General features: G+C 71.8%; 12 protein-coding genes. 5 read left to right on the plus strand and 7 right to left on the minus strand.

Going from position 1 to position 12,581, the window contains the following annotated elements; translation table 11 throughout:
• Window positions 1-178 precede the first annotated feature (178 nt).
• Together AB0F29_RS13325 and AB0F29_RS13330 are read left to right on the plus strand one after the other, a co-directional pair.
• The gene (locus AB0F29_RS13325) at window positions 179-1,342 is read left to right on the plus strand and encodes a spermidine/putrescine ABC transporter substrate-binding protein (protein ID WP_361870988.1); all 1,164 of its coding nucleotides are present in this window, start codon (window positions 179-181) and stop codon (window positions 1,340-1,342) included.
• Window positions 1,343-1,396: 54 nt separating this feature from the next.
• Window positions 1,397-1,939 carry a hypothetical protein gene (locus tag AB0F29_RS13330; protein WP_361870990.1) on the plus strand — a complete coding sequence of 181 codons (543 nt, stop codon included), beginning with the start codon at window positions 1,397-1,399 and terminating at the stop codon, window positions 1,937-1,939.
• Between the two features lie 72 nt (window positions 1,940-2,011).
• Here the strand turns inward: AB0F29_RS13330 and AB0F29_RS13335 are convergent, their stop codons facing one another.
• From AB0F29_RS13335 to AB0F29_RS13360, 6 genes are all read right to left on the minus strand, one after another.
• On the minus strand, window positions 2,012-3,226 hold the full coding sequence (locus tag AB0F29_RS13335; protein WP_361870993.1) for a serine hydrolase domain-containing protein: 1,215 nt from the start codon (window positions 3,224-3,226) through the stop codon (window positions 2,012-2,014).
• 140 nt (window positions 3,227-3,366) lie between these two features.
• Window positions 3,367-4,029 (minus strand): response regulator transcription factor, encoded by a 663-nt coding sequence (locus tag AB0F29_RS13340; protein ID WP_361870995.1) that lies wholly within the window; start codon window positions 4,027-4,029, stop codon window positions 3,367-3,369.
• Window positions 4,026-5,204: a histidine kinase gene (locus tag AB0F29_RS13345; RefSeq protein WP_361870998.1), complete on the minus strand. Its 1,179-nt coding sequence runs from the start codon at window positions 5,202-5,204 to the stop codon at window positions 4,026-4,028. Before AB0F29_RS13345 ends, AB0F29_RS13340 begins: the two co-directional genes overlap by 4 nt.
• Window positions 5,204-6,001, minus strand: coding sequence for an SAM-dependent methyltransferase (locus AB0F29_RS13350; protein ID WP_018960703.1), 798 nt, complete (start codon window positions 5,999-6,001; stop codon window positions 5,204-5,206). The genes AB0F29_RS13345 and AB0F29_RS13350 overlap by 1 nt, the downstream gene beginning before the upstream one ends.
• A gap of 80 nt (window positions 6,002-6,081) precedes the next feature.
• Window positions 6,082-6,795, minus strand: coding sequence for a glycerophosphodiester phosphodiesterase (locus AB0F29_RS13355; protein WP_361871001.1), 714 nt, complete (start codon window positions 6,793-6,795; stop codon window positions 6,082-6,084).
• A 22-nt stretch (window positions 6,796-6,817) separates the two neighbouring features.
• Entirely contained in the window at window positions 6,818-7,852 is a 1,035-nt protein-coding gene (locus tag AB0F29_RS13360) for an adenosine deaminase (RefSeq protein ID WP_361871004.1), read from the minus strand.
• Between the two features lie 120 nt (window positions 7,853-7,972).
• On the opposite strand from AB0F29_RS13360, the gene AB0F29_RS13365 reads away from it, so the two are divergent.
• The gene (locus tag AB0F29_RS13365) at window positions 7,973-8,698 is read left to right on the plus strand and encodes a DUF4190 domain-containing protein (RefSeq protein ID WP_361871007.1); all 726 of its coding nucleotides are present in this window, start codon (window positions 7,973-7,975) and stop codon (window positions 8,696-8,698) included.
• Window positions 8,699-8,939: 241 nt separating this feature from the next.
• On the opposite strand, the gene AB0F29_RS13370 is transcribed toward AB0F29_RS13365, so the two are convergent.
• Window positions 8,940-9,497 (minus strand): NADAR family protein, encoded by a 558-nt coding sequence (locus AB0F29_RS13370; protein WP_361871009.1) that lies wholly within the window; start codon window positions 9,495-9,497, stop codon window positions 8,940-8,942.
• A gap of 207 nt (window positions 9,498-9,704) precedes the next feature.
• Between AB0F29_RS13370 and AB0F29_RS13375 the strand changes: the two genes are divergently transcribed.
• Both AB0F29_RS13375 and AB0F29_RS13380 read left to right on the plus strand, forming a co-directional pair.
• A complete protein-coding gene (locus AB0F29_RS13375) occupies window positions 9,705-11,219 on the plus strand; it encodes a gamma-aminobutyraldehyde dehydrogenase (RefSeq protein ID WP_361871012.1) in 1,515 nt (504 codons plus the stop codon).
• 62 nt (window positions 11,220-11,281) lie between these two features.
• On the plus strand, window positions 11,282-12,529 hold the full coding sequence (locus tag AB0F29_RS13380; RefSeq protein WP_361871015.1) for a spermidine/putrescine ABC transporter substrate-binding protein: 1,248 nt from the start codon (window positions 11,282-11,284) through the stop codon (window positions 12,527-12,529).
• Window positions 12,530-12,581: the final 52 nt, after the last annotated feature.

Genomic DNA, 12,581 nt, shown 5'->3' on the forward strand with positions numbered 1-12,581 from the left:
CCGTGCACGGCCCCGGGCTTCGGTCCGGGGCCGTGCACGTGCCGCCTCCGTGCGAGGGCGTGCGGGACAGGCTGTACAAGGTGTGCGGGGCGGGCCCGCCCCGCTGGACGCTTGGTCCATTGTCCGCGCGACCGGCGACCGGCATTCTGCGCGGGTGCGAGCGATCAGGAAGAACCCCATGTCCCGCCGTTCCCTGCTGCGCGCCCTCGGGGCGGGAGCGGCCGGCGCCACCCTGGCCGGCTGCGGGGTGCCCGCGGCCTACGTCGAGCCCGGCGACCGGGCCGGCCGCGACAGCTCCGCCACCGACCACACCCTGCACTTCGCCAACTGGCCGCTCTACATCGACACCGACGACGACAACGAGTCGAAGCGGCCCACCCTGGACGCCTTCTCGCAGCGGACCGGGATCTCCGTCACGTACACCGAGGAGATCAACGACAACGACGAGTTCTTCGGAAAGATCAGCCCCGCGCTGATGAACCACCAGCAGACCGGCCGGGACCTGATCGTCATCAGCGACTGGATGGCCGCCCGCTTCGTCCGGCTCGGCTGGGTCCAGGAGATGGACCGGGCGGGGCAGCCCAACGTCGCCGAGTACCTCGACCCGCCGCTGCGTGAGCCCGCCTTCGACGAGGGGCGGCTCCACAGCGTCCCCTGGCAGTCCGGGATCACCGGCATCGCCTACAACCGCAAGAGGCTCGGCCGCGAGATCCGGTCCACCGACGACCTGTGGGCGGACGACCTCCGGGGCCGGGTCACCCTGCTCTCCGGGCTCGACGAGTCGTTCGCGCTGCTCATGCAGGGCAACGGCGTCGACATCACCCGCTGGACGGCCGACGACTTCCACGAGATCTGCGAACAGACGGAGAAACGGGTCCGCTCGAAGCACATCCGCCGCTTCACCGGCAACGACTACATCAAGGACCTCGCCACCGGCGACGTGCTCGCCTGTCAGGCGTACTCCGGCGACGTCATCCAGCTCCAGGCCGACAACCCCGACATCGAGTTCGTCGTCCCCGACGAGGGCGCCGAACTGTGGGCGGAGTCCCTGATGATCCCCAACCTCGCCCGCCACAAGCGCAACGCCGAGCGGCTGATCGACCACTACTACGACCCCGAGGTCGCCGCCGAACTCGCCGCCTGGGTCAACTACGTCTGCCCCGTGCCCGCCGCCCGGGACGTCCTGGCCTCCTCGAAGGACGCGGAGACGGCCGCACTCGCCGAGGATCCGCTGATCTTCCCCGACGACGAGATGCGGAAACGGCTCGCCATCGCGCGGGACATCACCTCCGAGGAGCGGATGGACTTCGCCAAGAAATGGAACTCCATCGTCGGCTTGTGAAGCCCTGGCAGGGGTGACGTAAAGGAGCGGTAACTGCGGGCGTACGCTGCGGACATGAGCGAGCGAAACGCCCTCACGCGGCGTATACGCAGGTGGTTGGCGTTCTTCATCGTCTGTCTGGTACTGAGCGGGCTCACGGCTTTCCCGCTCGTCACCGAACTCCGCTGGGCCGAGGACCTGCTGGGCGCCTCGGCCTCCCCGGTCCCCGAGCACCTTCCCGGTCTGATGGAGTGGATCACCCGGGTCCGCGAAGGGCTCGACACCGTCGAACGCGAGCAGCCCTTCATGCTCTACGGCACCGACTGGCTGGCCTTCGCCCATCTGGTCATCGCGGTCGCCTTCTACGGCCCCTACCGCGACCCGGTCCGCAACATCTGGGTCATCGAGTTCGGCATGATCGCCTGCGCCGGGATCATCCCGCTCGCCCTGATCTGCGGACCGATCCGCGACATCCCGTTCTGGTGGAGCCTGATCGACATGTCCTTCGGGGTCTTCGGCGTCATCCCGCTGCTGATCGTCCGCCGCATGATCAAGTGCCTGGAGGCACTGGAGCAGGCGGCCGCCACGGCCCCGGCGCCCGCGCCGGCGAGCGCCTGACGCCCACGGCCGTCCGGACGCGATGGGCAGGACACCTTTCGGGCCGTCGGCCACGGCGAGGCCGCGTCCGGCTCACGCGGCGGGCGGCGCTCCGAAGGCGGCCACCACGATGCCCATCGCCGTGGCGTTCGCGTCCTTCCCCTTCGCGTCCGTCGCGCCGACGCTGTAGACGAGCGAGCGGGAGAGGTCGCGGGTGGCCGCCACCACCGAGTTGTAGCCCCAGCGGCCGCCCGTCTTGCCCCACACCTGGCGGCCGCCCAGGGTGAACAAGGAGAGACCGGCGCCGAACCGCGCCGGCTCCCCGGAACCGTAGGTGCGCACCGAGGCGTCAGGCAGCGTGAACATCTCCTCCAGCAGCGGCTCGCGCACCACCCGTCCGCCGAACAGTGCGGTGGTGAAGCGCTCCAGATCGACGGTGGTCGAGATGATGTCCCCGGCCGCCCACCCGTCGGTCGGCCCCCACACCGTGACGTCCCGCAGCTCGTCGCCCCCGCCCGGCGTCGCGAATACCTGGTAGCCCCGGTTGTGCGGGCCGCGGATCCGGGGGGCCGCGCCGGGGAAGTACGTGGACCGCAGGCCGAGCGGGCGCAGGATCCGGTCCGACACCTCTCGCGCGTACGCGTGCCCGGTGACGCGCTCGATCAGCAGCCCCAGGACCGTGTAGTTGATGTTGAGGTAGTGCTGGCTGACGCCCGGCGCGAACTCCCGCTCCTTCGCCGTGGCGGAAGCCACCATGGAGCGCGGGGTGTGGACGTCGAAGCGGTGTGCGTACCACTCCTCCAGGTTCCTGCCCGGCAGGTCCGCGGCGGGTATCCCGCTGGTGTGGTCGAGCAACTGGCGCACGGTCACCTCCCCGTACGCGGCCGGGATCAGGTCCGGCAGATAGTGCCGGGCGGCGCGGTCCAGGGACAGCTTCCGCTCGCCCGCCAGTTGCAGCACCGCGGCCGCCGTGAACACCTTGGTCACCGATCCGGCGCGGAAGCGGGCCGCCGGATCCGCCGGGCGGCCCGAGGGCAGGTCATGCACTCCGGCGCTGCCGCGCCACGACCCGCCGGTGCCGCCGACCCGGACGAGCGCCGCGACGGCGTCCTGGCGCGGAAGACCGTCGATCGCCGCGCGCAGGGCCCGGGCATCCGGAGCGTCCTGGCTCCGGGGTGCGCCGGAGGCCACCGGACGGGAGCCCGGAGCGGCGTCGGCGGGGGCGCTCGCGGACACGGGCCCGGCCGCCCCGCAGGTGATGCCGAGGATCAGGGCAGTGGCCAGGAGCGTGCGGACGGATCTGTTCACCGGATGCCTCCAAGGGGGGGAATGTCGTCAACCGCTGTCGGACTTCATCCTGTTGGCCCGGAGATCGCAGCGGATCACCCGCCCGGGCGGTCTTCGGCTGGGGTCTCGCTCCCTCGGCCGGGGGAGGAAGTGCCGGTGGCTCACCCGGCCGAGGGAGCCACGAGCCCGGTCTCGTAGGCGCAGATGACGGCCTGGACGCGGTCACGCAGCCCCAGCTTGGACAGCACGTTGCTCACATGGGTCTTTACCGTGTGCTCGCTCACCACGAGCGCCGCCGCGATCTCCGCGTTGGACAGGCCCCGCGCCAGGTGCAGCAGGGTCTCCCGCTCCCGGACGGTCAGGACTTCCAGCCGGCCGGCCGACGGCGCGGGCAGGCCCGCCGGGCGCGAGGTGTACTCGGCGATCAGCCGTCGCGCCACCGACGGGGCGACCAGCGACTCCCCGGCGGCCACCACCCGCACCGCGTGCACCAGATCGTCCCGGCGCACGTCCTTGAGCAGAAAGCCGCTCGCGCCCGCGTGCAGCGCCTCGTACACGTACTCGTCCGCGTCGAACGTGGTGAGCATGACCGTCCGGCAGCCCCCTTCGGCGGCGATCTCCCGGCATGCCGCGATGCCGTCCAGCACCGGCATCCGGATGTCCAGCAGCGCCACGTCCGCCCGCAGTCGGCGCACCGCCGCCACGGCCCGCGCCCCGTCCCTCGCCTCCGCCACCACCTCGATGCCGGGCTGGGCGTCCAGAATCATCGCGAAACCGCTGCGCACCAGCTCCTGGTCGTCGGCGACCACCACCCGGACCGTCACGTCCGCACCCCTCCGGTCCCGGGCGCGAGCGGCAGCCCGACGACCAGCTCGAAGCCCCGCCCGCCGGGCCCTCCACCGGCCCGCACGGTGCCGCCGTGCGCGGCGGCCCGCTCCCGGATCCCGATCAGCCCGTGCCCCTGGGTGGTCCCGGGCCCCTGCCCGTCGTCCCGCACCGTGATCGTCAACTCGTCCTCCCCATAGCTCAGTTCCACCTCCACGCGGTCGGCCCGCGCATGCTTGACGACGTTCGTCAGGGCCTCCTGCGCGATCCGGTACACCGTCGCCCCGGTGTCCTGCGGCAGTGGGCGGGCCGTCCCGGTCGTCGTCAGGACGACCTCCGGGCCGCCGCCGCGCACCCGCGCCAGCAGAGCCGGCAGCTCCGCGAGCCCCGGCTGGGGCGAACGGGGCGCGGGAGCCCGGCCGAGGCCGTCCTCGCGCAGCACCCCGAGCATGCGGCGCAGCTGCACCATCGCGTCCCGGCCCGTCTCGGAGATCGCGTCGAACGCAGCCTCCGCACGTTCGGGGGCCGCCCGGACCGCCACCGGCCCGGCCTCCGCCTGCACGATCATCAGGCTCACCGCGTGCGAGAGGATGTCGTGCATCTCCCGTGCGATCCGGGCCCGTTCGCGCGCCGCGGCCCGCTCCGCCTCGATCCGCCGGCCCAGCTCCGCCTGGAGCGCCCGGTCCTCCACCGCCGCCACATAGGCTTTGCGGGTGTGGTTGAGCCGCCCGAAGGCGTACGCGGCACCGAACACGAACAGCGAGAACAGCAACTCCCGCGCTTCGCCCGTGTTCCAGGCCACCGACGGGAACACCGCCGCGCCGACCAGCACCGCGACCGCCAGCCGTTTGCGCGGCGGGGACAGTTCGGCGACCGTGTAGAACGTCACCAGTCCGGCGTACGGCAACGGCTGGCCCGGACCGTCGAGGGCCAGCGTGTACAGTGCGCCGCCCGCGAGCGTCGCCAGCAGCACGGCGACCGGTGCGAGACGCCGGGCGATCAGCGGCAGCACGGTCAGGGTCGTCAGACCGTACGCGCCCCAGGTCGCCTCCGGCAGGTCCGGTGCGCGCGGCACGACGAAAGGCATGGTCACCGCGGCCTGCACCGCGAGCGTGATCCACAGATCGACGGCCCGCGGCCCGCGCAGCCGTGCCGACAGGCCCGGGAAGCGCATCAGGGCTTCCGGGCCACCACCCCGAACTGTGCGACCTCCCGCTCCCGCGGGTTCGTACGCCAGCGGGAGCAGGAGACGATCCCCGGCTCCAGGATCTCCAGACCGTCCAGGAAGCCGGCGAACTCCTCCCTGCTGCGGGCGGTGATGGGCGGTGTGGCGTTCTCGTTCCAGAAGCGCATCGCCGCCTCGTTGCCCTCGCCGCCCAGCTCCTGCGTCGGGTGGGTCAGCACCAGGTGGCTGCCCGACGGCACGGCCGCCATCAGCGTCCGCACGATGGACCGCGCCTCGTCCGTGTCCAGCACGAAGTTCAGGATGCCGAGCATCATCACCGCGACCGGGCGTCCCAGGTCCAGGGTGGGCTCGGCGGCCCGCAGGATCTGCTCGGGGCGGTGCGCGTCCGCGTCGACGTACTCGGTCGCGCCCTCCAGCGAACTGGTCAGCAGGGCCCGGGCATGGGCCAGCACGATCGGATCGTTGTCCACGTACACGATGCGCGCGTGCGGCGCGGTGTGCTGGGCGATCTCGTGGGTGTTGTTCACGGTCGGCAGCCCCGTGCCGATGTCGAGGAACTGGTCGATGCCCACGTCGCCGGCCAGATGACGCACCACACGGCCGAGGAACGCCCGGTCCGCGCGCGCCACTTCACCGATGCTCGGGTACATCCCGGTCACCCGGTCGCCCACCGCCCGGTCCACCGGGTAGTTGTCCTTGCCGCCCAGCCAGTAGTTCCACACACGGGCGTTGTGCGCGACGTCGGAACGTATCCGGGCGGTGGCCGCCTGCGGTCGGGGGTCCATCACAGCTGCTCCTCGATGGCCAAGGGCCCGGCGCCCGGAGCGGCGGCGGGCGGTGCGGGGTTCCCATCATGCCGGACCGATCAAGAACCGCCGCGACCGGGCGAGTTGGCCAGCAGCCGGTGAAGCGTGTCGATCCGGTTGGTGGTGATCGAGTCGACGCCCCGCTCGATCAGCCGGCGCATCGTGCGCTTCGTGTCGGCCGTCCACGCGGAGACGAGCAGCCCGTCCCGGTGCGCCCGGTCCGTCAGCTCCCGGCTCACCAGGCCGAAGCGGTAGTTCAGCCAGCGCGGCCTCACCGTGGCCAGCAGCTCCGGACGCGGCGGGGCCAGCGTGGTCCAGGTCAGGGCGATCTCGGCGGACGGATCGGCGGCGCGCACCCGCAGCATCGCGTCCGCGCTCGCGCAGTAGTACGCCCGCTCACCGGCCCCGCACTCCCGGACCGTGCCCACGATGTTCTTCACCGAGGCGTCCGTGGAGCCGGGCAGGTCCACCATCACCCGGCGCGCCCCGATGGCGAGCAGCGCCTCGCGGAGCGTGGGCACCCCGCCGCCCGTCAGCTCCTTCAGCTCCGCGTGGTCCAGCCGGTCCAGCCTCCGGTCGTGGCCCCACAGCCGCTCCAGCGTCGCGTCGTGCAGCAGGACGGGCACCCCGTCGCGGGTCACCCGCACATCGATCTCGACCGCGTCCGCCCCCCGTTCGAAGGCGGAGCGGATCGAGGGCAGGGTGTTCTCGCGCGCGAGATACGGATCGCCGCGATGTCCCACGGCGGTGACGCTGGTGACGGTGTTGGCCATGGGGCCATTGTCGACGACCGGGTCAGCGGCCGGGAGCCCGGAGCCAGTTCGTCGTGTACGTGTCGATCTCCTCGGCCAGCTTCCGCTTGCCCGCCGGGTCGAGGAAGGAGGCCTCCACGGCGTTCTTCGCGAGCTCCGCGATGCCGCGCTCGTCGAGCTCCAGCAGCCGGGCGGCCACCGCGTACTCGTTGTTGAGGTCGGTGCCGAACATCGGCGGGTCGTCGCTGTTGACGGTCACCAGCACGCCCGCCGCCACCATCTCCCGGATCGGGTGCAGCTCGATGTCCGTGACCGCGCGGGTGGCGATGTTCGACGTCGGGCAGACCTCCAGCGCGATGCGGTGCTCGGCGAGGTGCTCCAGCAGCCTGGGGTCCTGGACGGAGCTGGTGCCGTGCCCGATGCGCTCGGCGCGCAGCGCGGTCAGGGCGTCCCAGACCGTCTGCGGTCCTGTGGTCTCCCCGGCGTGCGGCACCGAGTGCAGGCCCGCGGCGATGGCCCGGTCGAAGTACGGCTTGAACTGGGGGCGGTCCACCCCGATCTCCGGTCCGCCGAGGCCGAAGGAGACGAGCCCCTCGGGCCGGTGCTCCACGGCGAGCCGGACGGTCTCCTCGGCCGACTGGAGACCGGCCTCGCCCGGAATGTCGAAGCACCAGCGCAGCACGGTGCCCAGCTCGGCCTCGGCCGCCCTGCGCGCGTCCTCGATGGCCTCCATGAACGCGTCCTCGGGGATGCCCCGGCGGGTCGAGCTGTACGGCGTCACGGTCAGCTCCGCGTACCGGATGTTCTGCCGGGCCATGTCCCGCGCCACCTCGAAGGTGAGCAGCCGGACGTCCTCGGGGGTGCGGACCAGGTCCACCACCGAGAGATAGACCTCGATGAAGTGCGCGAAGTCGGTGAAGGTGAAGAAGTCGACCAGCGCCTCCGGGTCCGTGGGGACCTTGGAGTCCGGATGCCGGGCGGCCAGCTCCGCGACGATCCGGGGCGAGGCCGACCCGACATGGTGGACATGGAGCTCGGCCTTGGGCAGCCCGGCGATGAAGGGATGCGGATCGGTCATCGGAAATCTCCCGTTCGGCGTGACGTCGGCCGGGCGTACCGGCCCCACCGATCATCGCAGGCGGGGTCCGGGGCGTTGAGGCCTGGCCGTAGCATGACGGGACCACGATGGGGGAGGCCCATGTCAGACAACACAGAGCAGCCCGGGGGCGGGGCCGCGCCACGCGATCCGTGGGCGCCGCCGGACAGCAGGGTGGAACCGGACAGCAGGGTGGAACTGGGCAAGCCTGCCGCGCCCACGCCGCCGCCCGCTCCGGTCCACGCCCAGCCGACCGTGACGTCGATGCCGGGCGCCGGACCGGCCGCCGGGGACGGCACCGGGCCGATACCCCAGGCCGGAGGCTTCGGGCCCGCACCCTCGGACGTACCGCCGCCGCCGATCGGCCCGAACGGCCCCGGCCACGCGGCCCCGCCGCCCGCCGCGCACTACGGCTACCCGGCTCCGCCCCCGCAGCCGTACGGCGGCTACCCGGGCTACGGCGCCTACGGAGCAGGTCCGGCCGGCTGGGCCCCCGCGCCCAACAACGGACTGGGCACGGCCGCGATGGTGATCGGCATCATCTCGGTGGTCGGCTTCTGCATGTACGGCGTCAACATCATCCTCGGCATCCTGGCGCTCGTCTTCGGCATCATCGGCCTCGGCCGTGCCAAGCGCGGCGAGGCCACCAACCGGGGCATGGCGCTCGCCGGGGTCATCCTGGGCCCCGTCGGCATCGTCATCGGCGCCGCGTTCCTCGGCCTGGCCATCTGGGCCGCGACGAGCTCCGACAGCGACAGCGACAGGGACAGCAACGACAGCTACGACGACCCGTTCGCCACGTCGCTGGTCGTCGAGGACCGCCGCTAGGCCCTGGTACCGCCGGCGCCAACGCCGCACACCTCGGCCGGGCAGGGACCGCTCCCCGCCCGGCCGAGCTTCGGTGGCCGCCACCCGCCGCGCCCCGTGGGAGAACCGCCAGGACACCTGCGTACGGGAAACCGCCCCGGACACCTGCGTACGCGAAACCGCCCCAGGCCCCTGCATGCGGGAACCGCCCCAGGCACCTGCGTACCGGAACCGCCTCAGTCACCCCCGTACGGAAACCGCCTCAGGCCCCCGCGCCCGCCCGCAGCCTCTCCCGCGCCTCCATCAGCGCGAAGCCCAGCAGATTCAGCCCTCGCCACTGCCGCGGCCGCTCCACCCGCTCGTCGTCCGCCGCGAGCCCGATGCCCCAGATCCGGTCCAGCGGGGACGCCTCCACCAGCACCCGGCTCCCGGTGCCCAGGAGGAAGCCGCCCAACTCCGGGTCCTGCCCGAACTTGTGCGTGCTGCCCTCCACCACCAGGGCGAACCGCTCCCGTATCCACACGTCCTCGTCGAAGCCGCGCACCAGGCGCCCCGCCCTCTTCGCCGCCGCTGGGCTCTTCGCCGACACCGCCGCCCGCTCCGCCTCCGGATCGCCGAAGAGCCGCGCCTTGCCGGCCATCATCCAGTGCTCGGCACTCGCGTAGGTCACCCCGTCCACCGTGAACGGCGACGGCCACCACTGGCTGAGGCAGCTGCTCCCCAGCCGGCCGTCCGGGCGCGGGCGGTGCCCCCAGAACGGCAGATACTTCACCCGCTCGCCCCGCGCCACGTCCGCCAGAAGCTCATCGATCGGTCCCATGGCATGTGAGTGTGGCATCCGCCACTGACACTCCGTACGGGGATTTCCGCACCGACACGACACATGGTCGACAGATTCCGTCGCGTAACCAAAAGGCAACAACGGAATCACTTGTTGGGCTTGAACCCCTCTGTCAGGATCGGCACTCAATTCACGAAGAAGCTACGCCGACCCCGCCCAGCGGGTACAGCGGCGGAGGAGAGCGTCATGAGCAACGGCTTCCAGGTTCAGGACCGCTTCGCGGAAGGTGCGCAGTACATCGGCGGCAAGCTGCTCCCCGGTACGTCCGGCGACCACCACGAGGTGGTGAACCCCGCGACCGGCAGATGCGTGCTCCGCTACGAGCTGGCGGGCGCCGACGACGTGGACGCGGCCGTCGCCGCCGCCCGCGCCGCCTTCCCCGGCTGGTCCGGCGCCACCCCCGGCGAACGCTCCGAGGCGATGCACCGCTTCGCCGCCGTCCTCGCCGAGCAGGCGGACGACTTCGCGTACGCCGAGTCCCTCCAGTGCGGCAAGCCGATCAAGCTCTCCACCGAGTTCGACGTCCCCGGCACCGTCGACAACGCCGCCTTCTTCGCGGGCGCGGCCCGCCACCTGGAGGGCAAGGCAGCCGCCGAGTACGACGGCGACCACACCTCCTACGTACGCCGCGAGGCGATCGGCGTCGTCGGCTCCATCGCCCCCTGGAACTACCCCCTCCAGATGGCCGCCTGGAAGGTCCTCCCGGCCGTCGCCGCGGGCAACACCATCGTCCTCAAGCCCGCCGAGCTGACCCCGCTCACCTCGCTGATGTTCGCCCAGGCCGCCACCGAGGCGGGCATCCCCGACGGCGTCATCAACATCGTCACCGGCGCGGGCAAGGACGCCGGCGAGCACCTCGTCGGCCACCCCGACGTCGTCATGACCTCCTTCACCGGCTCCACCGCCGTCGGCAAGCGGGTCGCGGAGATCGCCACCGCCACCGTCAAGCGCCTCCACCTGGAGCTCGGCGGCAAGGCCCCCTTCGTGGTCTTCGACGACGCCGACCTGGAGGCCGCCGTCCACGGCGCGGTCGCCGGCTCCCTCATCAACACCGGCCAGGACTGCACCGCCGCCACCCGCGCCTACGTCCAGCGCCCGCTCTACGACGCCTTCGTCCGGGACGTCGCCGCGCTCATGGAGACCGTCCGGCTCGGCGACCCCTTCGACGGCGCCACCGACCTCGGCCCCCTGATCAGCCACGCCCAGCGCGACCGCGTCGCCGCCTTCGTCGAGCGGGCCCGCGGCTACGCCCGGGTCGTCACCGGCGGCGAGGCCCCCGGCGGCGACCTCGCCGACGGCGCGTACTACCGGCCCACCCTCGTCGCGGACGCCGCCCAGGACAGCGAGATCGTCCAGTCGGAGATCTTCGGCCCCGTCCTGGTGGTGCTGCCCTTCGACACCGACGACGAGGGCATCGCGCTCGCCAACGACACCCCGTACGGACTGGCCGCCTCCGCATGGACCCGCGACCTGTACCGCGCGAACCGCGCCACCCGCGAGATCCAGGCGGGCTGTGTGTGGGTGAACGACCACATCCCGATCCTGTCCGAGATGCCGCACGGCGGATACAAGGCCAGCGGTTTCGGCAAGGACATGTCGGCGTACTCCTTCGAGGAGTACACGCAGGTCAAGCACGTCATGTACGACAACACCGCGGTCGCCCGCAAGGACTGGCACCGCACGATCTTCGGGGACCGATAGCAGCTGCCGCGCGACCGGGGCCCACGGGCCCGAGCGGCCTCCCACCCGAAAGGGCAACGCGTATGGAGAGTTACGAGCCCGAGCGCCTCTCGTCCGCCCAACTGGCGGCCATGAGGCGTTCCCTGACCAGCGGCAGGGGCGCCCTCACCCGCCGCTCCCTGCTGCGCGCCTCCGGCATGGGCGCGCTCGCCCTGGGCGGCATGGCCACCCTCGGCGCGTGCGGCATCCCGCCCGCCAAACGCGCCGACGCCGGTATGGCGTCCGACGACCACTCGGCCGAGGAGAAGGAAGTCACCTTCTCCAACTGGACCGAGTACATGGACGTCAGCGAGGACGAGAAGGGCCGTCCCACCCTGGAGGCCTTCACCAAACGCACCGGGATCAGGGTCAAGTACACCGAGGACATCAACGACAACGTCGAGTTCTTCGGGAAGATCAAACCGCAGCTCGCGGCCGGCCAGAACACCGGGCGCGACCTCATATGCGTCACCGACTGGCTCGCCGCCCGCATCATCCGGCTCGGCTGGGCGCAGAAGCTCGACCCCGCGAACCTCCCGCACGCCTTCGCGAACGTCTCCGCCCAGTTCCGCACCCCCGACTGGGACCCGGGCCGCGCCTACTCCTATCCCTGGACCGGCATCCCGACCGTCATCGCGTACAACGTGAAAGCGACCGGCGGCCGCAAGGTCGACTCCGTCACCCAGCTGCTCGACGACCCGAAGCTCAAGGGCCGCGTCTCCTTCCTCTCCGAGATGCGCGACACCATCGGCATGACCCTCCTCGACCAGGGCAAGGACCCGGGGAAGTTCACCGACACCGACTTCGACGGCGCGATCGGCCGCCTCCAGAAGGCCGTCGACAAGAAGCAGATCCGCCGCTTCACCGGCAACGACTACACCGCCGACCTCAGCAAGGGCGACATCGCCGCCTGCGTCGGCTGGGCCGGGGACGTCATCCAGCTCCAGGCCGACAACCCGGACATCGAGTTCGCGATCCCGGCCGCCGGATACATCACCTCCAGCGACAACCTCCTGGTCCCCGCGCAGGCCCGGCACAAGACCAACGCCGAGAAGCTCATCGACTACTACTACGAACCGCCGGTCGCCGCCCAGCTCGCCGCGTACATCAACTACGTCTGCCCGGTCGACGGCGTACGCGACGAACTCGCGAAGATCGACGAGTCGATGGCCTCGAACACGCTGATCCTTCCCGACAAGGAGATGGCGGCGAAGTCTCGCTCCTTCCGCTCCCTGAGCACGAAGGAAGAGACGGCGTACGAGGAGAAGTTCGCCAAGCTCATCGGCGCCTGACCACCGGACCCGCCGCAGGCCGCACCATTCGGGACAACCCGCCCGGCCCGGC

Origin of the sequence: Streptomyces sp. NPDC026589, assembly GCF_040638385.1 — a bacterium.
In the GTDB taxonomy this organism is placed as follows: domain Bacteria; phylum Actinomycetota; class Actinomycetes; order Streptomycetales; family Streptomycetaceae; genus Streptomyces.

Excerpts from the sequence above, each read along its gene's own strand:
- AB0F29_RS13325 (WP_361870988.1), top strand. The coding sequence starts at position 179 with ATGTCCCGCCGTTCCCTGCTGCGCGCCCTCGGGGCGGGAGCGGCCGGC.
- AB0F29_RS13330 (WP_361870990.1), top strand. The coding sequence starts at position 1,397 with ATGAGCGAGCGAAACGCCCTCACGCGGCGTATACGCAGGTGGTTGGCG.
- AB0F29_RS13345 (WP_361870998.1), bottom strand. The coding sequence starts at position 5,204 with ATGCGCTTCCCGGGCCTGTCGGCACGGCTGCGCGGGCCGCGGGCCGTC.
- AB0F29_RS13350 (WP_018960703.1), bottom strand. The coding sequence starts at position 6,001 with ATGGACCCCCGACCGCAGGCGGCCACCGCCCGGATACGTTCCGACGTC.
- AB0F29_RS13355 (WP_361871001.1), bottom strand. The coding sequence starts at position 6,795 with ATGGCCAACACCGTCACCAGCGTCACCGCCGTGGGACATCGCGGCGAT.
- AB0F29_RS13360 (WP_361871004.1), bottom strand. The coding sequence starts at position 7,852 with ATGACCGATCCGCATCCCTTCATCGCCGGGCTGCCCAAGGCCGAGCTC.
- AB0F29_RS13365 (WP_361871007.1), top strand. The coding sequence starts at position 7,973 with ATGTCAGACAACACAGAGCAGCCCGGGGGCGGGGCCGCGCCACGCGAT.
- AB0F29_RS13370 (WP_361871009.1), bottom strand. The coding sequence starts at position 9,497 with ATGGGACCGATCGATGAGCTTCTGGCGGACGTGGCGCGGGGCGAGCGG.
- AB0F29_RS13375 (WP_361871012.1), top strand. The coding sequence starts at position 9,705 with ATGAGCAACGGCTTCCAGGTTCAGGACCGCTTCGCGGAAGGTGCGCAG.
- AB0F29_RS13380 (WP_361871015.1), top strand. The coding sequence starts at position 11,282 with ATGGAGAGTTACGAGCCCGAGCGCCTCTCGTCCGCCCAACTGGCGGCC.